This is a genomic window from Streptomyces finlayi, assembly GCF_014216315.1.
GTDB classification, from domain to species: Bacteria; Actinomycetota; Actinomycetes; order Streptomycetales; family Streptomycetaceae; genus Streptomyces; species Streptomyces finlayi_A.
This window is the reverse complement of sequence record NZ_CP045702.1, coordinates 774,319-796,181: the sequence shown is the minus strand read 5'-3', so window position 1 is coordinate 796,181 and position 21,863 is coordinate 774,319. Positions and strand designations below refer to the sequence as shown.

The following is a 21,863-nucleotide window of genomic DNA, read 5'->3' as shown; positions in this document are numbered from 1 at the left end:
GCGTGCAGAAGTTGAGCGGGATTCAGGAAACGCCGCCTGGAGCGTTGACACGCCTGTGACGCCTGCCACAGCATGATCGGGGCCCGGTACTTACCGGTCGGTAAGGTTTCGTCGGTGTGGAGGTCTTCGTGTCAGGTGCTGTCTCCAGGTTCCGCAAACCGCTTGTCCTCGCAGCGAGCGCGGCGCTGGCCGCACCCCTCGCACTCGCCGGTCCGGCCCGGGCGGACACGTCTCCGTACACCGTCACCCCGCTGAAGTTCACCGTCCGGGCGGGCGAGCGCTCCTGCACCGTCGACGCCGACCTCTACCGCCCGGCAGGCGTCGACGCGGCGCATCCCGCGCCCGCCGTCCTCGCCACCAACGGGTTCGGCGGCAGCAAGTCCGACGGATCGACGGACGCCATCGGCAAGGCCTTCGCGGCGCGCGGGTACGTCGGCCTCGTCTACTCCGGTCTCGGCTTCGGCAGATCCGGCTGTCTCATCACCCTCGACGACCCCGCCGTCGACGGCAGGGCGGCCTCCGGGCTCCTCGACTTCCTGGCCGGGTCCCGCGCCGCCGACGACGGCACCCAGGCCGACTTCGTCACGCAGGACGGGGCGGGCGACCCGCGCGTCGGCATGATCGGCGGCTCGTACGGCGGGGCGGTCCAACTGGCCACGGCAGCCGTCGACCACCGGGTCGACGCCCTCGTCCCGCTCATCACCTGGAACGACCTCGGTTACGCGCTCGCCCCCAACAACACCGGGGCGCGTCAGGGTGTTTCCTCCGACACCCCCGGCGTCTTCAAGTGGCAGTGGACGAACGGCTTCTATCTGATGGGGGAGGGGCAGACGCTGATCGAGGCGAGCCTCGACCCGTCCAGATTCGGCAGCCTCACCTGCCTCCACTTCGCGGCGCGGGCCTGCGAGACCATCCGCCTGCTGAACTCCGGGCGCTACCCCGAGGACGAGACGGACCGGATGCTCGCCTACGCGCGCAGTGTCTCGCCCGCCTCGTACCTCGACCGCGTCAAGGCGCCGACCCTCCTCGTCCAGGGCCAGTCCGACAGCCTGTTCAACCTGAACGAGGCCACCGCCACGTACAAGACGCTCACCGCGCGGGGCACCACGGCGAAGATGATCTGGCAGTCGTGGGGGCACAGCGGCGGCCAGGTCCCCGGTGAACTGAACCTCTCGGAAGGGAACCTGGAGACCAGCTACGTCGGCCGGCGCGTGCTCGCCTGGTTCGACCGCTACCTCCGGAAGAAGGACACCGGCACCGGACCGGCGTTCGCGTACTACCGCAGCTGGCGGAGCGGATACGGCACGGCCGGCGCCCTGCCCGCCCTCTCGCGTGCGATGTACCTCTCGGGCGACGGAAAGCTGGTCGACAACCGGTCCGAGGTCGTCCGGGGCAGCCGTCAGTACAACAACTGGCCCGTACCGACCAGCCACTCCGAAAGCTCGCTCGCCGGTCTGACCGGACTGCCCGACCGCGCGCCCTACGACACGAAGGGCACGTACCTCGGCTGGACCAGTGCGCCGCTCACCGCGCCCGTCGATGTCGTCGGCGCCCCGAAGGCCACCCTGAAGGTCGTGTCGCCGAAGACGGAGCGTGTCCAGAGCAGCGGTGACGCCTCCGACAGACTGGTCCTGTTCGCGAAGGTCTACGACGTGGCCCCGGACGGCAGCCAGAAGCTGGTCAACCGCCTGGTCTCCCCGGTGCGGGTCCCCGACGTCACCCGACCCTTCACCGTGGAACTGCCCGGCATCGTGCACCGGTACGAGGCGGGGCACCGGCTCCGGTTCGTGATCGCGGCGAGCGACACCGCGTACTTCGGCAACCGGGGCATCAAGCCCGTCACCGTCGTCAGCGCACCCGGAGACACCGGGGTGCTGGAGCTGCCCGTGGTGCCGGCGGGCTGACCGGTCGGCTCACCGGCCACGGACTGCGGACGCTGTCACCCGAATGGCGGTACACCGCTGCTCTCCGTGCCCGGGGTGGGGGACCATGGGAGCCGGGGGCGGCTGCGGGGTGCCGCCGACGAGGTTCCAGCGAAAGGCCGGACCATGAGCCCCAAGGACGTATCGAGCGGCGGAACGACCGGGAAGGGCCTGCTCACCCCCGGCCGGATCGCCGTCATCGCCGTGGCCGTTCTGGCGGTCGTCTTCATCTTTGTGAACACGGGCGACGTCACCATCCGTCTGTGGATTCCCGAGGTCACGATGCCGCTGTGGCTCGCGCTGGTGGGAGTCTTCGCGGCCGGGGCGGTCTGCGGGGGGTATGTGTTCCGCCGCCGCACCAGGTGAGGGCGGACGTGGTCGGCCCCGTTCCGGCGGCCGTGCGCGGGACACGCCGCAAAGTTATGCTCGGGACAGCACGGGACCAGCAGTCACGGTGAGACCGGCCCCTGTGGAGCGTACGCATGGCAGCACGTGATCGACCGGACATCGGTGCGGAGAAGCGGCTGGTCCTCAACCGCATGGGCACGTTCGACTGGGACCTGGAACGGTCCACGTTCGTGTTCGACGAGGGCGGCCTGGCCGTCTTCGATCTGCGCCCGGACGAATTCGACGGCATGGCCGACTCACTGGCCCGGCGCGTCCCCCCGGAGGAGTGCGCCCGGCTCGAAACGGCGCTGCGCAAGGCCGTGGACGCCGGGCTTCCGTCCTACGGCGGCTACTTCCAGATCCGGCGGCGTGACGGTCTGCGGCAGTGGACGCATATCCGTGGCCACCTGGTCCGTGACGAAGCCGGCGTGCCCTTTCGCGTGCTCGGCATCGTACGGAACGCGACGACGGACCTGTCCGAGTTCAGCGTGGTCAGCCCGCTCGAAGCGGGCAGACAGCGCATGACCGCCATGATCCAGGGCACCACGGAGGCGCTCTCGCAGGCCGTGACCGTCGCCGATGTCACCGCCGTACTCACCGGCCCCGGCGGAATGGAGCGCTTCGGTGCCGACGGGCTGGTGCTGGGGCTGGTCGAGGGGAGCGAACTGAAGCTCGTCGGCCTCGCGGGTGAGCCGATGTCGATGCTCACCGAGATGGAACTCGACCACGTCGAAAACTCGTTCCCCCTCGCGGACCACTCACAGCCGCTCGCCGAGGCCGTCCTGACCCAGCAGCCACGCTTCGTGGCCTCGCTGCCCGCCCTGGCCGACCGTTTCCCCAGCCTCGGCCCGTACATCCGGCGACGCCGGCTCGACGCGGCGGCCTTCCTGCCCCTGGTCGCCCAGGCCCGCTCCATCGGCGGGCTGGGGCTCTTCTACCGCGACCGCACCGAGTTCTCGGTCGAGGACCGCAACCTGTGCATCGGCCTCGCGGGCATCGTCGGACAGTCCCTGCAACGGGCCATCTTCTTCGACGAGGAGCGGAAGTTCGCGACCGACCTCCAGTCCGCCATGCTGCCGCGCCACATCCCCGACGTGGACGGCGCCGAGATCGCCGTGCGCTACCGGACGGCCTGGAGCGGCCGGGACGTCGGCGGTGACTGGTACGACGTGATCCTGCTGCCGAGGGGACGCATCGGCATCGTCGTCGGCGACGTCCAGGGCCACGACACCCACGCCGCCGCGATCATGGGCCAGCTCCGCATCGCCCTGCGCGCCTACGCGGCCGAGGGCCACACCCCGTCCACCGTGCTGGCGCGCGCCTCACGCTTCCTGGCGGAACTCGACACCGAACGCTTCGCCACGTGTACCTACGCACAGGTCGATCTCGGTACGGGCGCCGCGAAGGCGGTACGGGCCGGTCATCTGGGGCCCATGGTGCGGCACACCGACGGCCGGATCGGCTGGCCGAGGCTGCGTGGCGGGCTTCCGCTGGGGCTGGCCACGGTGTTCGGGGACGACGAGTACCCCGAGACACGGCTCGACCTGGTGCCGGGCGAGACCCTCGTCCTGTGCACCGACGGACTCGTGGAGGAGCCGGGTCTCGACATCGAGGTCGGTCTCGATGCCCTGGCCGAGGCCGTGCGCACCGGCCCCGCGGAGGCGGAAGCACTCGCCGACCACGTGACGGAAGGGATGTGGGCGCGGGCGAAGTCGGGCGACGACATCGCCCTCCTGGTCCTGCGCAGGAACCCGGACCTGGGGACGGCGCAGGCACCACGCATCCATCAGTACATCCACCAGGCGGACCCGGAAGGCCTGGCGGAGGCCCGTGCGGCCCTGCGGCACAGCCTCGAACACTGGGGTCTCGGGGTGCTCGCCGACGATGTGGAGGTGGCGGCGGGCGAACTTCTGGGCAACGTCCTCCTGCACACCGAGGGCGGTGCGGTCGTCACCCTGGAGGTCCTGCTGGAGCCGGACCGCCGGGTCCGCCTCTGGGTGAACGACCGCTCCAGCGTCCGCCCGCACCGGCGTACACCCGGCGAGGCGGCGACCTCCGGACGGGGGCTGATGATGGTCGAGGCGGTCGCCGACCGCTGGGGCGTCGAGCCCCGGGGCGAGGGCAAGGCGGTGTGGTGCGAGTTCGTGCCGCACGCCGCCGGTGACTGACGGCACGAACCGGCCGGGGTCAGGCCTCTACGCGGCGGTGATCCGGTACGCCTCGCCCGCACGGGTGGGCAGGTTCAGCACGCCGTCCCGCACCGTGTACCCGCCGGGCGGTCCACCGGGGCCGTCGGACCGTTCGACGTGGAACGCTCCGTCGAAGAGCGGGCTGCGCAGCTTCGCCGTGACTCCGCTGCCCGACGCGATCCGGATCTCCGTCGCCGAGCCCTGCCGCCAGGTCGCCCCCACCGTGAAGTCGCCCCGGGCCCGCAAGCCCTCGTAGGAGCCCTCCTCGGCCCAGCGCCCCGGCAGCGCGGGCAGGACGTCCACGACACCGGTGCGGCTGTGACTCTGCAGGAGCATCTCCGCGATCCCGGCCGTGGCACCGAAGTTCCCGTCGATCTGGAACGGCGGATGGGTGTCCCAGAGGTTGGGCAGGGTGCTGGACCTCAGCTGCTCGGCGAGCATCTTCGCGGCGTGGTCGCCGTCGCCCAGCCGCGCCCAGAAATTGATCTTCCACGCCTTGGACCAGCCGGTTCCGCCGTCGCCACGCGCCGTGAGCGAGACCCGGGCCGCCTCCGCGAACGGGGAACCGCGCTCGATCTGCCGGCCTGGGTGCAGGGCGAAGAGGTGCGAGGCGTGCCGGTGGGTGTCCGCCGGGTCGTCGAGGTCGGCCTTCCACTCCTGGAGCTGCCCCCAGGAGCCGATCCGCAGACCCGGATCCATCGCGCCGAGAGCTGCCGTCAGTTCCGCACGGAACTCGCTCTCCCCGCCGAGGACTTCGGCCGCATCGAGCGTGTTCGTCAGCAGGTCGTACACGATCTGCTGGCAGATCGACGCGCCCGCCGTGAAGTCGCCCTGCTCGGGCGAGTAGCTGGGGGACACCACCAAGGCCGCGTCGTGCGGATCGGTGTGCAGGTTCGCCAGCCAGAAGCGGGCCGCCTCCTTCATCACGGGATAGGCACGGGCCCGGAGGTACTCCTCGTCCCGGTGGAACAGGTAGTGCTCGTACAGCTGCTGGACGAGCCAGCCATTGGCCTCCGGCATCCAGAAGGACGTGGGCCAGTCGTGCACACCGGTGAACCCGAAGGAGTTGGTGTTCTGGTGGACCACCCAGCCCTCGGTGCCGAACATCGCGGCGGCAGTCCTGCGGCCCGGTTCACGCAGCTGCTCGATGAAGCGATGGTAGGGCTCCGCGGTCTCCGCGAGATGGGTCGCCTCGGCCGGCCAGTAGTTCATCTGCACATTGATGTTGGTGTGGTAATCCCCGCACCACGGCGGGGTGTTGGAGCTGTTCCACACGCCCTGGAGGTTCGCGGGAAGTGATCCCGCCCGGGAGGAGGCGATCAGCAGGTACCGCCCGTAGCCGAAGTAGAGGGACTCCAGTGCCCGGTCGGCGGGGGAGTCGCCGCCGGTGTAGGAACCGAGCAGCCGGTCGGTGGGCAGGTCAGGCATCCGCCCGCCGACATCCAGCCCCACCCTCCCGAACAGTGCGCGGTGGTCACCGACGTGAGCGGCGCGCAGTTCCTCGTACGGCTGCCCGGCGGCCCGGTCCACGAGTTCCGTCACGCGCGTGTGCGGGTCGGCGCCCCGGTACTCCGGGCACGTGTCGGCGTAGTCGGTCCCTGCGGAGAGGACGAAGGTGGCGCTGTCCGCGCCGGTCACCGTGATCCGGCCGTCGCCGTCGGTCCGGGTCCCCCCGTGCTGGAGGACCTGCACCTGGCCCTCGTACACGAGACCGTTGTCCGCGAGCACGCCGCGTATCAGCAGCCGTCCGCCCTCGGCCGTCACGACGGCCCCCTCCTGGGCGGCGTCGAAGCTCAGCGTGAAGGAGATCCGGCCCGGCCGGTCGGCCGCGAGGCGGCCGGCGACGACCTGGGCCGGATGGCTGGCGAAATACTCACGGAGGTAACGGACTTCACCGTCGCCTCCGCCCTGATACGTCACCGTGGCACGCGCCTCCGCGAGGTCGAGACAGCGGCGGTAGCCGACGGGCGAGGCGGGCGCTTCCGGCACATCGAGGAGGAGCTCGCCGAAGTTCTGGTAGCTCCCGAAGCCGGGGATTTTGTCCGTGCTCGCATACGCCGGATTGCCGAGCCGCCGCGCCACGTCCTCGGGCTTCATCGCCCCGTCCTCGTCGATGATCCGGCGCACCTCGGCGATCGCGTCCGGCCGGGGTCCGGGCCAGTCCCCGTGGTCGTACCCCTCCTTGCTGCCGGGACCGCCGGTCCACAGCGACTTCTCGTTGAGCTGGAGCCGCTCGCGGGCCACGCCGCCGAAGACCATGGCGCCCAGGGCGCCGTTGCCGAGGGGGAGTGCCTCACGCTCCCAGTCCGTGGCGGGACTGTCGTACCGGAGCGTCTGCCCGGCGCCTGTGGGGGTGCGTGACATGAATGGCCCCTCGTCTCTGCTTGTCGTGGACCTCGCGGCTCGCTAGAGGTCGGATGACTCCTGGGGTTGACTTTAGAGAGTGTGCCGTCGGCACCGCAATAGACCCTGAATCGCTGTGCGCACCCGACAAGACATCGGATGAACTTCAGAACCTCCTGCACGCTTCCCCATGCGGGAAAATGCCTCGGGCTTCGACGCCGTCCGTGCTTACATGCCCGCATGGTGTCTACCGACCGACTCGTGGCGTTCGCCGCCATGTCGTTCCTGCTGATCGTGATCCCCGGCCCCAGTGTGCTGTTCGTGATCGGGCGGGCGCTGGCGCAGGGACGCCGCGCCGCGCTGACCACGGTCGTGGGAAACACGCTCGGAGGGTATGTGCTCGTCGTCGCCGTGGCGCTCGGCGTCGGGACGCTCGTGGAGCGGTCCGTCCTCGCCTTCACGATGCTGAAGCTCGTCGGAGCCGCGTACCTGGTCCATCTGGGCATCAAGGCGGTGTGGCAACGCGGCTCGCAGCACGCCGCGTTCAGCGGCGACGGCCCCGTGCACGGAAATCTGCGCACCTTGGGGGAGGGTTTCGTGGTCGGTGTGGCCAACCCCAAGACCATGGTGTTCTTCGCCGCCGTACTGCCGCAGTTCATCGACCGGGGACAGGGTCACGTCTCCGCCCAGATGCTGCTGCTGGGCTTGGTCTTCAACGTCATCGCGCTGGCATCGGACAGCGTGTGGGGTCTGGTCGCGGCCACGACACGGACCTGGTTCGCCCGCTCACCGCAGCGGCTCGCCCTGGTCGGCGGCGTCGGCGGGCTGACGATGATCGGTCTCGGCGTCACCGTCGCGGTGACCGGCCGCGAGGAGTGACGGAGGCGGCCATAAGGAATCTCGGACTCCTCTTCACCGGGGCCTTTGCCCAAGACGGACGGCTGAGCCCCTGGCCGGGGAGGCGTCCAGCGTGTTCCATGGTCATCGGGGGGCGCCCGGACCTGTGGCGGCCCGCGCGAGGGAGCGAGGTTGTTTTGGCCACGACCGTACGACGTGCCGTACTGACCCTGCCCGCAGCACCGTTGGGCCCGGAGAACCCACTGCCCGCGCTGCGGCCACTCGACGAGCCGCACACGCTCGACCACCGCGAGCGGGCCGGCCTGCCGCGTGACATGGCACGGCAACTCGGCCACGAACCGCTCCGCACCGTCCTGCCCACAAGGATTCTGGACGGCTACGGGCGCGAACGCACGCCCACCGCTCTGGACACCATCGTCATCGAGAACGACCGGCTGCGCGTCACGGTCCTTCCCGCACTCGGTGGCCGCATCCACTCCCTGCACCACAAGCCGACCGGCCGCGAGCTGCTCTACCGCAACCCGGTGCTCCAGCCCGCCGCCTTCGGGCTCAGCGGAGCCTGGTTCTCCGGTGGAATCGAGTGGAACATCGGCGCGACCGGCCACACCACCCTCGCCTGCGCCCCGGTCCACGCCGCCCTGGTCCCCGCCCCCGACGGTGGCACCATGGTCCGGCTCTGGGAGTGGGAGCGGCTGCGCGACCTGCCCTTCCAGGTGGACCTGTGGCTCCCCGACGACTCCGAGTTCCTGCACGTCGGCGTACGCGTCCGCAACCCGCACGAGCACCCCGTCCCCGTGTACTGGTGGTCCAACATCGCCGTACCGGAAAGCGAGGGGACGCGTGTCCTGGCTCCCGCCGACGAGGCATGGCACTTCGGGTACGAGCGGACACTGAGCCGTGTCCCCGTCCCGGAGAACGGCGGCATCGACCGAACGTACCCGCTGCGCAGCGAACACCCCGCCGACTACTTCTACGAGGTTCCCGACGGGGCACGCCGCTGGATCGCATCGCTGGACGAGGACGGCAACGGGCTCGTCCAGACGTCCACGGACCTCCTGCGCGGCCGCAAGCTGTTCCTCTGGGGCAGCGGTCCCGGAGGCCGCCGCTGGCAGAACTGGCTGACCGAGCCCGGCACCGGCGGCTACGCGGAGATCCAGGCCGGTCTCGCCCGTACCCAGCTGGAGCACGTCCCCCTCGAACCGGGCGGCGAGTTCAGCTGGCTGGAGTCCTACGGCCCGCTCTCCACGGACGCCGCGACCGTGCACGGAGCGGACTGGGACCGCGCCCGGGCCGAGGCCGAAGGGCGGCTGGAGAGGGCCCTGCCGCGCGAGACCGTCGACGCCGCTCATGAGGCATGGCGCGCCTGCGCCGACACCGAACCGGGTGAAAGCCTCGCCACCGGCTCCGGGTGGGGGGCCCTGGAAGTCCTGCGGGCCGGATACGAACTCCCCGGCACCCCGTTCCCCGACTCCACTCTCGGTGAACAGCAGCAACCATGGGTGGAGTTGCTCCGCTCCGGCACCTTCAGCGAGCCGGACGCCGCCACCCCTCCGGGCCCTTCCCTGGTCTCCCGGCACTGGCGTGACATGCTGGAGACGGCCCCCGCCGACCCCCTCACCGAATACCACCTCGGTGTCGCCCAATGGCACGCCGACGACCGCGCCCAGGCGGTCCGCAGCTGGGAACGCGGCCTGTCGCGCGCCGGTGCCCGCTGGCCCCTCCTGCGCTGCCTCGCCGTCGCCGCCAAGGACAGCGGGCAGACCGCACGGGCCGCCGACCACTACGGCGACGCGTTCGACGACCTGGCGCGGCAGGACGGCGATGCCTGGGCATCGGCGAGGGACGCACTCGCCCGCGAGACGATCGAAGCCCAACTGGCCGCGGACCGCCCGGTATCCGCTCGCCGCACCTGGTCCGCACTGCCCCCCGCACTCCGCGACCGGGGCCGCTTCCGCCTCCTGGAAGCCCGTATCCAGCTCGCCGAAGGCGATACGGCCGCCGTCCGCGCCCTCTTCGACAGCGGATTCGAGGTCGCCGACCTACGGGAAGGCGCCGAGATCCTGGGTGAGCTCTGGAAGGCCGTCACCGACGATCCGCTCCCGGACGGGTACAACTACCGGATGCGCCCGGAGCACTGATCACCGGCGGGAGACACCATGTGCGGCGTTCGGCGGAGTGTGCTGGGAGCGGGGCCGCGTCGACGGACAGGGGAAGAGGGCACAACACGTGATCATCTGGGTGAACGGGGCCTTCGGCAGCGGGAAGACGACTCTCGTCGCCGAACTGCACCGCCGCCTGCCCGACGCTCTCGTCTACGATCCCGAGCTCACCGGCTTCCTCCTGCGGAGCATCCCGGGGGTGCCGGCGGGCGACTTCCAGGACCTTGCGCTCTGGCGTCGCCAGGTCGCCGATCTCGCCCTGGGGCTCGCGGGGGAGTACGGGAAGCCGGTGCTGGTCCCGATGACCCTGGTCGAGCCGCGGTACGCCGACGAGATCTTCGGCGCCTTCGACGCGGCCGGGGCGGCGGTGCGCCACTTCTTCCTCGACGTGCCGGCCGCGGAACTGGAGCGGCGCCTGCGCGTCCGGGTCGTCAACCCGGACGACCCGGAGCGCGACGAGGCCGTGCGGAAATGGTGCGAGGCGCAGATCCCCCGGTGTGCGGCGGCCGTCATCACGCTACGGGCCGGCACCGTCCTCCTGGACGGCTGCCGGCCCACGTACGAGCTGGCCGACGAAGTGCTGGCACGCTCGCTCCCCGGGAACTGATCCCGTCAGACGGCCGGCTTGCGGTCCACGTACTCGAAGACCGAGCCGTCGGGGTGCAGCGCGATCAGATTGCGTCCGGCGGGGGTCGGGACGGGACCGGCGACGATCCGTGCCCCCACGCGGGTCAGCGCCGCGTGGGCCTCGTCGACGTCCTTGACCGCGATCGTCGCCGAGACCTTGCGCAGCACCTCCAGCTCCGATTCCGGGCCGCTCATCAGGAGAAAGCAGCCGATCGCGGCGGCCGAGACCCCGCCGCGCTCGAAGCGCAGCGCCCGGGCGCCCGTGAGACCTTCGTAGAAGGCCGCCGACGCGTCCAGGTCGTCGACGCAGATCCGCAGCGTGGTTCCGAGGATTTCCATGCCTAGGAGGGTAATTGGCCGCCCCGGCACATGTGATCGGTTCCTGCCTGACCGAGCCCTCAGGCGCGGCAGAGCACCTCGCCGTGCGGCACCAGGAACCACGCGTCGTCCTGTTCGCCCCAGGTGCGCCAGGCGGCGGCGATCGCCGTCAGCTGCTCCGTGCTCGCATGGCCGCCCCGCACCGTGAGCTCGGCGTACGGCGAGGCCGTCGTGCGGTCCGCCCACAGGCCGCTCCACCAGGCGCGGCTCTCCGGAGTGGCGAAACACCAGGCGGCCGCGGTCGGGGTGATGTCGGTGAACCCGGCCTGCCCGGCCCAGGAGAGCAGTCGCCGTCCCGCGTCGGGCTCGCCGCCGTTGGCGCGGGCCACCCGCCCGTACACCTCCTGCCACTCCGTCAGGCCCGGGACCTCAGGGAACCAGGCCATCGCCGCGTAGTCGCTGTCGCGCGCCGCCACGATGCCGCCCGGCCTGCACACCCGGCGCATTTCGCTCAGCGCCCGGACGGGATCGCCCACATGCTGGAGGACCTGATGGGCGTGGACGACGTCGAAGGAGTCGTCCGGGAAGTCCAGTGAGTGCACATCGGCCGTGGCGAACTCGACGTTTTCCAGGCCCCGTTCGGCGATCACCTCGGCGGCGGGGCCGAGGATGTCCTCGGTGATGTCCACCGCGGTCACCAGGCCCGGGGCGACCAGGGCCGCCAGATCGGCCGTGATGGTGCCGGGACCGCACCCCACGTCCAGCACGGTCATCCCCGGGCGGAGTCCGCCGATCAGGTAGCCGGCCGAGTTGACCGCGGTCCGCCAGCGGTGCGAGCGCAGTACGGACTCGTGGTGACCATGGGTGTAGACGGCCGTCTCCTTCGACATGACCGCACGTCCTCTCCGGGAGTGCTTCGACAGCAGGTGGAGGCACGGTACTGCGGGGTGTTGAATGATGAGATATCTATCTCATAATGTGGTCATGTGGTCATGGCTCATCGGGCAGTAGACCGTGAGTGCCTCCGGCAGCTTGTCGATCATCAACTCCGTTCCGGAATGGGCCACTTCACCGTCGTACGCGTACGGGGTGCCCGGCACGAGACCGGACAGCCGGATGCGGTGCCGACGCACAGCCGCGTGAACGGGCGACCGTGTCAGCGGGCCGGCGACCGCCGCCGCAAGCAGCCGCAGCCCCGGAGTGCGGCCACCGTGCACCACCCGGACGTCCAGCAGGCCGTCCGCCATGTTGTGCCGGCGCCCCGGCATCGGCCCCATCCGCTCGAACGTCCCGTTGCCGGCGAACACCAGCCACAACCTCCGTCGGCGTCCCTGGAGTTCGGCCTCCAGCGGACTCTTGCCGCGCAGCGCCTCGAACGCCGCGAGGACACCCGCCGGCCAGCCCCCGATACGTGGCGCCCAATGCTCCCGGGTCCGTACGAGCTCCGGATACACGCCGAGACTGAACGCGTTGACGAAGCAGCCGTCCGCCCCGCCGGGCCCGTCCGGCCCGGGCCGGACGCGGCCCAGGTCCACCCTGACCGCGCTACCGGAGGCGAGTGCGGCGGCTGCGTCCTGCACGGTCTCGATCCCCAGGTCGTACGCGAAGTGGTTCAGCGTGCCACCGGGAAACACCGCCAGCGGCAGCTTGTGCGCGGCCGCGACGGCCGCCGCACGGTTGATCGTCCCGTCACCTCCGCAGACCCCCAGCGCCAGACACCGTTCGGCGGCCTCTTCCAGGGCCCCGCGCAGATCGGCCGGCGCGCACTCCACGACCTCCGCGAGCGGCAGCGCGTTCCGCAGCAGCGAGGTGGCCGCCGCCGCAGAACCCGACTCCTGGTTGACGACCACCACCAGACCCTCACCGGTCGGCAGTACGGGTGCGTCGGTCGGCGGTCTCCCCGGTGCGGACAACTGCCCCCGCGTCGGTACGACCCCGCGCAACGCGAAGGCCGCCCCGGCGCCCAGCGCGGCACCGGCCAGCACATCGCTCGGATAGTGCACGCCCGTATAGACCCGCGAGGCGATGACCGCCGCCGCGACCGGTGCGACGACCGCGCCCCAGCCCTTCGACTCCAGGGCGACGCCGGTGGCGAAGGCGGCGGCGGATGCCGCGTGCCCGGAGGGGAAGGACGTCGTGAACGGCTGGCGCTTCAGTCTCCGTATCACCGGAACCGTGTCGAGCACCGGACGCTTCCTGCGCACGACGCTCTTGCCCACCGTGTTGATCGCGGCCGAGGCGACGGCCAGCGAGGCGACTCCGCGCAACGCCGCGCGGCGGGCCCGTGGGCTGCCGCCGAGTGCGGCCATGCCGGCCGCCGCCCCGAACCACAGCAGACCGTGGTTCGCGCTCCGGCTCAGCCGGGGCAGCAGCGGCTCGGCGCCCGGCCAGTGCCGGCCGGCCACGCTCTCGAAGGCGGCGAGGTCGCGTCGGCGCAGCCAGGCCGCCGAACGGACGGTGAAGCTTGATCTGAATGGGGGCATGGCACAGCGAATACCCTGTCGTGCCAGGTCGAACCAGGAGACGCGCATCCGGAATCCCGGCACGTCGAAACGCTGCGAGGTCAACGAGTTCGGTCCTCGCCGTTGCCCGGGTAAGTTTGCTGCGGCTAGCCTGCGTTCGTGATTCCGGCCATTGACCGGAGTGTCGAACAAACGAAATGGGTGGGAGAACATGGGACGACTCGTCCCAGCGGTGACCCGGGCGCTGGATGTACTGGAACTCTTCCTTCAGGGTGACGGAACCCTCTCGGCTCCCGAAGTCACCCGCAGGCTTCAGCTGCCGCGCACCACCGTCCATGAACTGCTCACCACTCTCGCCGCCCGTTCCTACCTGGTGACGATTCCGGAGCAGCCCGGACGCTACCGGCTGGGCGTACGGACCTACCAGCTCGGCAGCCGGTACGCCGAGCAGCTCGACCTGGCCGCCGAGGGGCAGCAGGTCGCCCGCGAGGTCGCGGAGAGCTGCGGGGAGACGGTCCACGTGGCCATCCTCGAGGACACCGAAGTCATCTACATCGCCAAGGTGGACTCCACGCACGCCGTCCGCATGGTCTCGGCGGCCGGCCGGAAGCTGCCCGCCCACTGCACCTCCGTGGGCAAACTCCTGCTCGCGGCCCTGCCCGAGGCCGAGCTCGACGCCCGCCTCGACGGCCGTGAACTCGTCGCGATGACGGCGAACAGTGTCACCGACGCCGCGGAGCTGCGGGCCGCGCTCGCCGGCGTACGCAAGCGGGGCATCGCGGTCGAGCACCGGGAGTCCAACCCGGATGTGAGCTGTGTGGCCGCGCCCGTGCGCAACCGGGCGGGCCTCGTCGTGGCCGCGCTCTCCATCTCCGTCCCCATGATCCGCTGGACCGAGGAGCGCGAGGCGGAGCTGGCCCGGCTCGCTGCGGGCGGCGCCGACGCGCTCTCCGCCCGGCTCGGACACGGCAAGGCGCAGGCATGACGTACACCGTCGAGACAGCCGTACGGGAACAGGCGGAGCTCGGCGAAGGGCCCACCTGGGACGACGCCGCCGACCGGCTGATCTGGGTCGACATCCTCGGCTCGCGCGTCCACACGTACGCCCCCGGAACCGGCCGCCGCACGGTCATGGCGACCGGGCAGCACGTCGGGGCGGCGAAGCCGCGTGCGGGTGGCGGGCTGGTGGTGAACCTCCGCGACGGCATCGGCCTGTACGACGCCGACGGCGCGTTCTCCTGGCTGGTCCACGACCCCGTCCCGGGGCGGCGCGGCAACGACGCGGCGGTGGCGCCGGACGGGGCGCTCTGGGCGGGGACCATGCGCTACGACGAGGACGAGACCGGCGGGAGCCTGACGCGGATCACGGGGGACGGCACGGCGAGGGACGCGCTGGGTGTCGTCGGGTGCAGCAACGGGACCGGGTGGAGCCCGGACGGCGGGCGGATGTACTACATCGACTCGGTCACGTGCCGTATCGACGTTCTCGACTTCACCGGGGAGCAGGCCGTCTACCGGCGGCCGTTCGCCACGATCGAGGCGGGGGCGGGTCTGCCGGACGGGCTGACGGTCGACGAGGCAGGGGCGGTGTGGGTCGCGCTCTGGGACGGCGGGGCGATACGCCGGTACGCGCCCGACGGACGGCTGGACCGGACGTACGAGCTGCCTGTGCGGCGGCCGACGGCCTGCGCGTTCGGGGGGCCGGGGTTGCGTGATCTGTACGTCTCGACGGCCCGCACGGGTCTTGCTGCGCCGCATCCGCTGTCGGGTTCGCTGCTGGTGCTCCCGGACGTGGGGCGGGGGATGCCGGGTACGGCGTTCGCGGGCTGAGGCCGGGTGGGCGCCGGCTTTTTCGTCCTCAAGCGCCGCACGGGCTGGGTGGGGGTGCGGCGCCCTTGTGGTCCCCCCGTGCGGGGTGGCCCGGGGCCCCTCCTGCACGGCCCCGGACCGGCCGGTGGGTGCCTGCGGGCCGTCCCACCTGGGGTGGCCAATCGGCCCCGGGGACCTGTTCGTACCCGTGCCACCGAGGTGCGGCTGACCGTGCCCCACCCGGCACCCACCGGTCAGGCGGAGGCCCCGCACGGGATGACGCGTGCGCGGGCGGGCAAGGGGAAACCTCCGTATAAAGGGCCGTGAGGGCGATACAGGGACCGTCGGCGGAGGAGGCCCGATGCAGGGGACCGGGCGTGAGCAACGGGTGGACCACGGACCCGTACGGTACGGACCGCCCGCCCCCGACCCCTGCCTTCCCGTGCTCCCGGAGCTCGCCGCCGTACTGGCCGCTGCCGCCGCCCGTACCCACCCCGAACCGCCCGGCGGAGGATACGACCTGCGCGAGGCGGCCGCCGCCTACTGGGTGCGCAGGGGCCTGCGCACCGCGCCGGAGGACGTAGCCGCCGCCCCCGGCGCCCAGCCCCTGCTGCTGGCGGTGATCGCCGCGCACGGCGGCGACGTCCTCATGCCGCGTCCCTGCCCTGCCTCGTGGATGCCGCAGGCGCGGCTTCTCGGGCGCCCCGCCTACCACGTACCGACCCCCGCCGAGTGCGGCGGTATCCCCGACCCCTTCGCCCTGCTCGAAACGGTCCGCAGGGTGCGCGCCGAGGGCGGCACGCCGAAGCTTCTGCTGCTCTCCGTGGTCGACGACCCGACCGCCACCATCGCCCCGCCCGAGCTCGTCCTGGAGGCGTGTGAGGCGGCGGTCGGGGAGGGGCTGCACATCGTCAGCGACGAGACCTGGCGCGACACCCTCCACCGGCCGCACGACACGGTCCTGCTCAGCCCGGCCGAGATGTTCCCCGACGACGTCACGGTCCTGTGCGATCTGGCGGGCGCGCTGACGCCGGCGGGCTGGCCGGTGGCGGTGGCCCGGTTCCCGGCCACCGAGCGGGCCGCCGCGTGCCGCGCCCGTACGCTCGACGTCCTCACCGCACTCGGCGCCCTCGTCGCCGGACCCGTCGCCCCGGCCGCCGCCCACGCACTGCGCGAACCGGAGGCCGTCGTGCTGAGGATGCGGCAGGCCGCCGAACTCCACGCGGCCGTCGCCGCCGCCGCGCACCGCGCCGTACTCACGGCGGGCGCCCTGGCCAGGCCCCCGCAGGCGGGCCGGCATCTGTACGCGGACCTCGGTCCGCTCCGCCCGCGACTGGCGGCTCGCGGGGTCACGGATTCCATGGAGCTGGAGGAGTACCTCACGCGGAGGCTCGGCGCCCCCACGCCAGGCGGTCACCGATTCGGGGACGAACTGGGCGCGCTGCGGGTGCGGCTGGGAACCGGGCCGCTGCTCGGGTCAACCAAGGAGGAGGAGTCGGAGTCCCTCACCGCGGTGGAGCCCTTGAAATTGCCGCACGTCGCCCAGGCGCTGAGCATGTTCGCAGGTGCCCTCGACGAACTCCGGTGAAGGAGCCGTTCGATGACGGAACAGACGCAGCGCCCGACGGGGAAGACCGGGGCCACGGCGCCGGACACGGCCGCGGTACGCCCCCTGGGCGAGGTCCGCAGCTGGCCCCGTACCTTCGCCGACCGCCTCACCACGCCCCTCCCCGGCATCAGGGGCATGACGCGGCTGGCCCGTGAGCGTGCCGTTCGGCCCAACGCCGAGGGGCTGCGCAGCATCCACCGGCTGCCGTTCGCGCCGGTACCGCTGCCCTTGACGGACAGCGGTACGTGCGCGGTGACCTGGGCAGGTCATGCCAGCTGGATCGTGCGCATCGGAGGTCTCACGGTGCTCACCGACCCGGTGTGGTCGCGCCGCATACTCGGGACCCCCGCCCGTATCACTCCCGTCGGTATCCGGTGGGAGGAACTTCCGCGAGTCGACGCGGTGGTCATCAGCCACAACCACTACGACCACCTCGACGCCCCCACCCTGCGCAGGCTGCCCAGGAGGACCCCGCTGTTCGTTCCCGCCGGGCTCGGCCGCTGGTGCAGGCGCCGTCACTTCACCTGTGTCACGGAGCTGGACTGGTGGGAGTCGGCGGAACTCGGCGGCGTCCGCTTCGACTTCGTGCCCTCCCACCACTGGTCCAAGCGGACCCTGACGGATACCTGCCGGTCCCTCTGGGGCGGCTGGGTGCTCGGCGACCGGGACGGCGGGCAGCGGATCTACTTCGCAGGGGACACCGGCTACGGGCACTGGTTCAAGGAGATCGGCCGGCGTCATCCCGGGCCGGACCTCGCGATGCTGCCGATCGGGGCGTACGAACCGCGCTGGTGGCTCCGCGACGTGCACACCGACCCGGAGGACGCCGTGCGGGCGTACGAGGATCTCGGGGCCCGGGCGATGGCGCCGATGCACTGGGCGACGTTCCTGCTCTCCGCCGAGCCGGTCCTCGAACCGCTCACCCGGCTGCGTACCGAGTGGAAGCGGGCCGGACACGCGCGTGAGCGGCTCTGGGACCTGCCGATCGGCGGCTCCCGGGTGTTCGCTCACTGACCGGCGGCGTCACCTGTTCCGTGCCCGAACCGAGCACGGAGTCCGCGCCACACCGCGGGGGCCGCGCTGATCAGCAGCGTCAGGCCCACGGCGGCGACCACGCCCTGCCACGGCTCGGGGAAGAGTGACCCGCCCAGAATCCCGATCAGCTGGTACGTCGCGGCCCAGGCCAGACACGCGGGGACGTCCCCGCGGGCGAACCCGCGCAGCGGCATCCGGCTGAGCAGGCACGCCAGCATGACGGGGATGCGTCCCGCCGGCACCAGCCTGGAGAGCACGAGTACGGTTCCGCCGTGCGCGCCCAGCTTCTCCTGTGCCTGCGCGAGCCGCTCCGGAGCCGCCCTGTCGCTGAGGGCCCGCAGCCACTTCGAGCCGTTCCTGGAACGCATCCCGCGCTGCCCCAGCCAGTAGAGGCAGATGTCACCGAGGAACGCGGCGGCCGATGCCACCGCGAACACCACGAGCAGGGAGAACGGGGCCGTCCGATGGAACGCGACCACGGCCGCCGAACTCACCAGGGCCCCCGTCGGAACCACCGGGACCAGGGAGCCCAGTGCCACCAGGAGGAACAGCGACGGGTATCCGACGGCCTGCTGGGTCGACTCGTCCGGCAACTGCCGGACCACCTCGGCGATCACCACGTGGGCCGCACACGCTCACCGTGCTCCAGCCGGTGGACCGTCACCTCGGGGGCGAGCCGTGCGGCGTGCCGCACGAACTCCTCCCCGGGCGCATGGAACTCGTGCGGCCGGATGCCGTCCATTCCGATCGGCCAGTACGTGCCGTAGTGCACGGGGACGGCCGAGCGGGGCCCCAGCCGGGTCAGCGCTTCGGCGGCGCGGGTGGCGTCGAGGTGGTTGTGCCCGAGCCACGGGCCCCAGCCGCCGACCGGAAGCAGGGCCACGTCGACCGGCCCGATGGCCTCGGCCATGCCGTCGAAGAGGCCGGTGTCCCCGGCGAAGTAGGTCCGCGCCTCGCCCTCGACCACGTAACCGAGCGCCGGTGAACGGTGCGGGCCGACGGGCAGCCGCCGCCCGTCGTGCCGGGCCGGGACCGCGCGGACCCGCAGGTCGCCCACCTTCACCTCGTCCCCCGCCTCGACCTCGGTGATGTGCAGCGCGCGCACCCGTCGCAGCACCCGCAGCCCCGGCACGGCCCGGACCGCCCCGGCGGGCACGAGCAGCCGGCTGCCGGAGGTCAGCCGCGCCAGCGACGGCAGATGGAGATGGTCGGAGTGCAGATGCGAGACGAGCACCAGCGCGGCGGCGGCGGCCTCCGGCGGCGGCACCGCGCCGCGACGGCGCCGCAGGTGCGCGAAGCGCCGTACGAAGAGGGGATCGGTCAGGACCCGCACCCCGGAGTCCTCGATCGTGCACGTGGCATGACCCCACCAGGTGACCTCCACCGGCACGCGTCGCCTCCTCGCTCGTGTGCACTCGAGCCTAAGGGCTGTCCCGCCCGCGCACGGGACGATACGGACCGTTGCCGGTACGCTCGCAGACAGACTCTGCGTTCGGGGGGACCGGTCATGAACGGTGTACGGGTGGCGGCCATCGCCAGTCTCACGCCGCTGGAAGAGCTCGACGGCGATCCCTTTCTCGTCGACACCCGCAGCCAGCAGGCCATGTGCGCCCGCTGGGCGGCCGATCAGGGCTACGTCATCACCCGGCAGCTGCGCGCCCACCGGCTGCGCTCCGACCACTGTGCCCTGTGGGCGGATGTCGACGGAGGGGAGATCGACCTGTTCGTGGCGCCCAACGGCCGGATCCTCGCGCAGGCCCTCGCCTCGGTGTCCGAGTTCACCGCGGAGTGCGAGCGGCGCGGCGTACGGCTGGAGCTGGCCGGCTTCGAGGAGCCGGTCTACACCGCCCCTTCGAAGGCGGGCGTCCACCGCAGGCTCTCCATGCCGACCGCCGGATACGACGGCTGCTGAGGGTGCCCCGCCGGGCTCCGGAGCGTACGGAGCACGCTGTGAAAGGCTGGTCACCGTCCTTGGGCGACAGGCCGGACCGGACGTGAGGTGGAAGGCGTGAGAGACGCGCGATGGCGTACGACGGGCAGAGCCCTGATGCGGGTGCTGGCGGTCTGGGCGGTCTCCACCCTGACGATGCTCACGCTCGCCGGCATCCTGCCCGAGTTCCAGCTCCAGTCGGACAGCGGCGACACCATCACCAGGACCGCGTTCACCGCGGCCTGGGGGGCCGGAGCGTTCGGTCTGCTCTCCGCGCTGGTCTGGCCCGTGCTCGTACGGGCACTGCTCGTCGTCCCCGCACTCGTGCTGGGTGCGCTCGTCTTCTTCCTCAACGGCTCGCTCCTGCTGATCGCCCTGCGCCTCATCCCGGACGGGCGCGGGGCCGCCGATCCGGAGACCGCCGTCGTCGTTGCCGCGGTGATGTCGGCCGTGGCCTCCGCGACGTCCACCGCCCTCGCTGTCCGGGACGACGACGCCTACCGGCGCAGGCTCTCCCGGCTCGCCGACCGGCGCCGCCGCCGCGTAGGCACGACGGGCACCGCGGACGGCGGCCGCGGCGGCCCGCCCGGCACGGTGTTCATCCAGCTCGACGGGGTCGGCCACGACGTGCTCAGGAAGGCCGCGGCCGACGGGCTGATGCCGACCGTCGACCGGTGGATGAACGGTGGGACGGGCCACCGGCTGATGCCCTGGTGCACGGACTGGTCGAGCCAGACGGGCGCCAGTCAGCTGGCGATCCTGCACGGCAGCAACCACGACGTGCCCGCCTTCCGGTGGTACGAGAAGGAAACCGGCACCGTCATGGTCTCCAGCAGGCCCGCGAGCGCACTCGAACTCCAGCGCCGTGCCATCGTCCGCACCCACGACGGCGGTCTGCTCACCGTCGACGGAGCGAGCCGCGGCAACCTCTTCAGCGGTGGAGCCGACCAGCTCGCCCTCGTGCTGTCGATGGCCGCCAGGCGGGGCAAGGGGCGGCGCTCGCGCGCCGGGTACTTCGCCTACTTCTCCGACCCGGCCAACGCCGTGCGTACCGCACTCTCCTTCGTCGCCGAGGTCGGCCGCGAAATCGGCCAGTCGACTCGGGCACGGGTACGCAAGGACGGGCCCCGTGTCAAGCGCGGCGGGCTCTACCCGTTCATCAGGGCCTTCGCGACCGTCATCGAACGCGATGTGGTGGTCGCCGCGGTGATCGGCGACATGTTCGCCGGACGCACCGCCGTCTACGCCGACCTCGTCGCCTACGACGAGGTCGCGCACCACTCGGGGCCGCACAGCCGCGACGCGGAGAAGGTCCTCGAACGGCTCGACCGCTCCCTCGCCCTCATCAGGAAGGTCGCCGAACAGGCCCCGCGCACCTACCGGATCGTGCTGCTCTCCGACCACGGCCAGAGCCCCGGTGAGACCTTCGCCGGGACATACGGGCTGACTCTGAAGAGTCTCGTGCGGGCGGGCTGCGGACTTCCCGTGCCCCGTCGGGCGCAGCGCACGAAGAGTGGCTCAGAGGCCCGTGACGCGGTCCGGACCGCCCTGCACAGGCCCGTCGAGGCGGGGGAGGACGAGCATCCCGAGGGACGCTCCGACCCGGTCGTGCTCGCTTCGGGAAACCTCGGGCTGCTGTCCTTCCCGGACATCGCGGGACGGGCCTCGCGCGAACAGATCGACCGCCGCCACCCCGCGCTGCTGGGGACGCTCGCCGGCCATCCGGGAGTCGGCTTCCTGCTCGTGCGGAGCGAGGAGCACGGGTCCGTGGTGCTGGGGTCCGGCTTCGAGGTCCCGCTGTCGGAACTGGCGGACGGGGAAGGGCCGCTCGCCGCTTTCGGTCCTGGTGCGGCGGACGCGGTGCGGCGTACGGACACCTTCCCGCACGTCGCCGATGTCATGGTCAACTCGATGTACGAGCCCGACACGGGAAACGTGCACGCCTTCGAGGAACAGATCGGCTCCCACGGGGGACTGGGCGGAGAGCAGTCGCGGCCGTTCCTGCTCTGGCCCGCCGGGATGACCGGTCCGCTCGACGCGGCGGGCGCGAAGGAGACCCTGGTGGGCGCCGAGGCCGTGCACCGGGTCCTGGCGTGCTGGCTGCGCGAGGCGTCCGGACCGCAGGTGCCGCTGGACCCGGACGCCGTCGCGGTTCCCGTCGTGGACGAGCCGGGCGACAGCGTGCCCGGAGCCCAGGGCTGACGGCGCGGACGTC

General features: G+C 71.9%; 18 protein-coding genes. 12 read left to right on the top strand and 6 right to left on the bottom strand.

Going from position 1 to position 21,863, the window contains the following annotated elements; translation table 11 throughout:
* Nucleotides 1-116 precede the first annotated feature (116 nt).
* The 3 genes from F0344_RS03750 (at nucleotide 117) to F0344_RS03740 (ending at nucleotide 4,477) form a co-directional block, all read left to right on the top strand.
* Complete coding sequence (locus F0344_RS03750; RefSeq protein ID WP_185297401.1) at nucleotides 117-1,904, top strand: CocE/NonD family hydrolase; 1,788 nt, start codon at nucleotides 117-119, stop codon at nucleotides 1,902-1,904.
* 144 nt (nucleotides 1,905-2,048) lie between these two features.
* Nucleotides 2,049-2,288 carry a LapA family protein gene (locus tag F0344_RS03745; protein WP_185297400.1) on the top strand — a complete coding sequence of 80 codons (240 nt, stop codon included), beginning with the start codon at nucleotides 2,049-2,051 and terminating at the stop codon, nucleotides 2,286-2,288.
* Between the two features lie 116 nt (nucleotides 2,289-2,404).
* Nucleotides 2,405-4,477: a SpoIIE family protein phosphatase gene (locus F0344_RS03740; protein WP_185297399.1), complete on the top strand. Its 2,073-nt coding sequence runs from the start codon at nucleotides 2,405-2,407 to the stop codon at nucleotides 4,475-4,477.
* Nucleotides 4,478-4,504: 27 nt separating this feature from the next.
* On the opposite strand, the gene F0344_RS03735 is transcribed toward F0344_RS03740, so the two are convergent.
* Nucleotides 4,505-6,862 (bottom strand): glycoside hydrolase family 95 protein, encoded by a 2,358-nt coding sequence (locus F0344_RS03735; protein ID WP_185297398.1) that lies wholly within the window; start codon nucleotides 6,860-6,862, stop codon nucleotides 4,505-4,507.
* Nucleotides 6,863-7,081: 219 nt separating this feature from the next.
* Here F0344_RS03735 and F0344_RS03730 point away from each other — a divergent pair, with 219 nt between their 5' ends.
* From F0344_RS03730 to F0344_RS03720, 3 genes are all read left to right on the top strand, one after another.
* Entirely contained in the window at nucleotides 7,082-7,720 is a 639-nt protein-coding gene (locus F0344_RS03730; protein ID WP_185297397.1) for a LysE family translocator, read from the top strand.
* A 155-nt stretch (nucleotides 7,721-7,875) separates the two neighbouring features.
* Nucleotides 7,876-9,837, top strand: a complete 1,962-nt coding sequence (locus tag F0344_RS03725) for a DUF5107 domain-containing protein (protein ID WP_185297396.1) — start codon at nucleotides 7,876-7,878, stop codon at nucleotides 9,835-9,837.
* A gap of 88 nt (nucleotides 9,838-9,925) precedes the next feature.
* Nucleotides 9,926-10,465 carry an AAA family ATPase gene (locus F0344_RS03720; RefSeq protein ID WP_185297395.1) on the top strand — a complete coding sequence of 180 codons (540 nt, stop codon included), beginning with the start codon at nucleotides 9,926-9,928 and terminating at the stop codon, nucleotides 10,463-10,465.
* Nucleotides 10,466-10,470: 5 nt separating this feature from the next.
* Here the strand turns inward: F0344_RS03720 and F0344_RS03715 are convergent, their stop codons facing one another.
* The 3 genes from F0344_RS03715 to F0344_RS03705 form a co-directional block, all read right to left on the bottom strand.
* Entirely contained in the window at nucleotides 10,471-10,824 is a 354-nt protein-coding gene (locus F0344_RS03715; protein ID WP_185297394.1) for a VOC family protein, read from the bottom strand.
* Nucleotides 10,825-10,883: 59 nt separating this feature from the next.
* Nucleotides 10,884-11,693, bottom strand: coding sequence for a methyltransferase domain-containing protein (locus F0344_RS03710; protein ID WP_185297393.1), 810 nt, complete (start codon nucleotides 11,691-11,693; stop codon nucleotides 10,884-10,886).
* Between the two features lie 81 nt (nucleotides 11,694-11,774).
* Nucleotides 11,775-13,286, bottom strand: a complete 1,512-nt coding sequence (locus tag F0344_RS03705; protein ID WP_185302498.1) for a bifunctional phosphatase PAP2/diacylglycerol kinase family protein — start codon at nucleotides 13,284-13,286, stop codon at nucleotides 11,775-11,777.
* Between the two features lie 190 nt (nucleotides 13,287-13,476).
* Between F0344_RS03705 and F0344_RS03700 the strand changes: the two genes are divergently transcribed.
* The 4 genes from F0344_RS03700 to F0344_RS03685 all read left to right on the top strand — a co-directional run bounded on the left by F0344_RS03700 (nucleotide 13,477) and on the right by F0344_RS03685 (nucleotide 17,697).
* Nucleotides 13,477-14,250, top strand: coding sequence for an IclR family transcriptional regulator (locus tag F0344_RS03700; RefSeq protein WP_185297392.1), 774 nt, complete (start codon nucleotides 13,477-13,479; stop codon nucleotides 14,248-14,250).
* A complete protein-coding gene (locus F0344_RS03695) occupies nucleotides 14,247-15,095 on the top strand; it encodes an SMP-30/gluconolactonase/LRE family protein (protein ID WP_185297391.1) in 849 nt (282 codons plus the stop codon). The genes F0344_RS03700 and F0344_RS03695 overlap by 4 nt, the downstream gene beginning before the upstream one ends.
* Nucleotides 15,096-15,435: 340 nt before the next feature.
* Nucleotides 15,436-16,662: an aminotransferase class I/II-fold pyridoxal phosphate-dependent enzyme gene (locus tag F0344_RS03690; protein WP_185297390.1), complete on the top strand. Its 1,227-nt coding sequence runs from the start codon at nucleotides 15,436-15,438 to the stop codon at nucleotides 16,660-16,662.
* A gap of 12 nt (nucleotides 16,663-16,674) precedes the next feature.
* Nucleotides 16,675-17,697: an MBL fold metallo-hydrolase gene (locus F0344_RS03685; protein WP_185297389.1), complete on the top strand. Its 1,023-nt coding sequence runs from the start codon at nucleotides 16,675-16,677 to the stop codon at nucleotides 17,695-17,697.
* Here F0344_RS03685 and F0344_RS03680 read toward each other — a convergent pair.
* Together F0344_RS03680 and F0344_RS03675 are read right to left on the bottom strand one after the other, a co-directional pair.
* Nucleotides 17,691-18,335, bottom strand: a complete 645-nt coding sequence (locus F0344_RS03680; RefSeq protein ID WP_185302497.1) for a DedA family protein — start codon at nucleotides 18,333-18,335, stop codon at nucleotides 17,691-17,693. The two genes, F0344_RS03685 and F0344_RS03680, sit on opposite strands and share 7 nt — an antisense overlap.
* Nucleotides 18,332-19,108 (bottom strand): MBL fold metallo-hydrolase, encoded by a 777-nt coding sequence (locus F0344_RS03675; RefSeq protein WP_185297388.1) that lies wholly within the window; start codon nucleotides 19,106-19,108, stop codon nucleotides 18,332-18,334. Before F0344_RS03675 ends, F0344_RS03680 begins: the two co-directional genes overlap by 4 nt.
* 117 nt (nucleotides 19,109-19,225) lie before the next feature.
* Here F0344_RS03675 and F0344_RS03670 point away from each other — a divergent pair, with 117 nt between their 5' ends.
* Together F0344_RS03670 and F0344_RS03665 are read left to right on the top strand one after the other, a co-directional pair.
* Nucleotides 19,226-19,630, top strand: a complete 405-nt coding sequence (locus F0344_RS03670) for a hypothetical protein (RefSeq protein WP_185297387.1) — start codon at nucleotides 19,226-19,228, stop codon at nucleotides 19,628-19,630.
* 135 nt (nucleotides 19,631-19,765) lie between these two features.
* The gene (locus F0344_RS03665) at nucleotides 19,766-21,850 is read left to right on the top strand and encodes a phage holin family protein (protein ID WP_374940139.1); all 2,085 of its coding nucleotides are present in this window, start codon (nucleotides 19,766-19,768) and stop codon (nucleotides 21,848-21,850) included.
* Nucleotides 21,851-21,863 lie beyond the last annotated feature (13 nt).

Excerpts from the sequence above, each read along its gene's own strand:
- F0344_RS03710 (WP_185297393.1), bottom strand. The coding sequence starts at position 11,693 with ATGTCGAAGGAGACGGCCGTCTACACCCATGGTCACCACGAGTCCGTA.
- F0344_RS03695 (WP_185297391.1), top strand. The coding sequence starts at position 14,247 with ATGACGTACACCGTCGAGACAGCCGTACGGGAACAGGCGGAGCTCGGC.
- F0344_RS03690 (WP_185297390.1), top strand. The coding sequence starts at position 15,436 with ATGCAGGGGACCGGGCGTGAGCAACGGGTGGACCACGGACCCGTACGG.
- F0344_RS03685 (WP_185297389.1), top strand. The coding sequence starts at position 16,675 with ATGACGGAACAGACGCAGCGCCCGACGGGGAAGACCGGGGCCACGGCG.
- F0344_RS03740 (WP_185297399.1), top strand. The coding sequence starts at position 2,405 with ATGGCAGCACGTGATCGACCGGACATCGGTGCGGAGAAGCGGCTGGTC.
- F0344_RS03700 (WP_185297392.1), top strand. The coding sequence starts at position 13,477 with ATGGGACGACTCGTCCCAGCGGTGACCCGGGCGCTGGATGTACTGGAA.
- F0344_RS03715 (WP_185297394.1), bottom strand. The coding sequence starts at position 10,824 with ATGGAAATCCTCGGAACCACGCTGCGGATCTGCGTCGACGACCTGGAC.
- F0344_RS03665 (WP_374940139.1), top strand. The coding sequence starts at position 19,766 with ATGCGGGTGCTGGCGGTCTGGGCGGTCTCCACCCTGACGATGCTCACG.
- F0344_RS03745 (WP_185297400.1), top strand. The coding sequence starts at position 2,049 with ATGAGCCCCAAGGACGTATCGAGCGGCGGAACGACCGGGAAGGGCCTG.
- F0344_RS03705 (WP_185302498.1), bottom strand. The coding sequence starts at position 13,286 with ATGCCCCCATTCAGATCAAGCTTCACCGTCCGTTCGGCGGCCTGGCTG.
- F0344_RS03730 (WP_185297397.1), top strand. The coding sequence starts at position 7,082 with ATGGTGTCTACCGACCGACTCGTGGCGTTCGCCGCCATGTCGTTCCTG.
- F0344_RS03670 (WP_185297387.1), top strand. The coding sequence starts at position 19,226 with ATGAACGGTGTACGGGTGGCGGCCATCGCCAGTCTCACGCCGCTGGAA.
- F0344_RS03735 (WP_185297398.1), bottom strand. The coding sequence starts at position 6,862 with ATGTCACGCACCCCCACAGGCGCCGGGCAGACGCTCCGGTACGACAGT.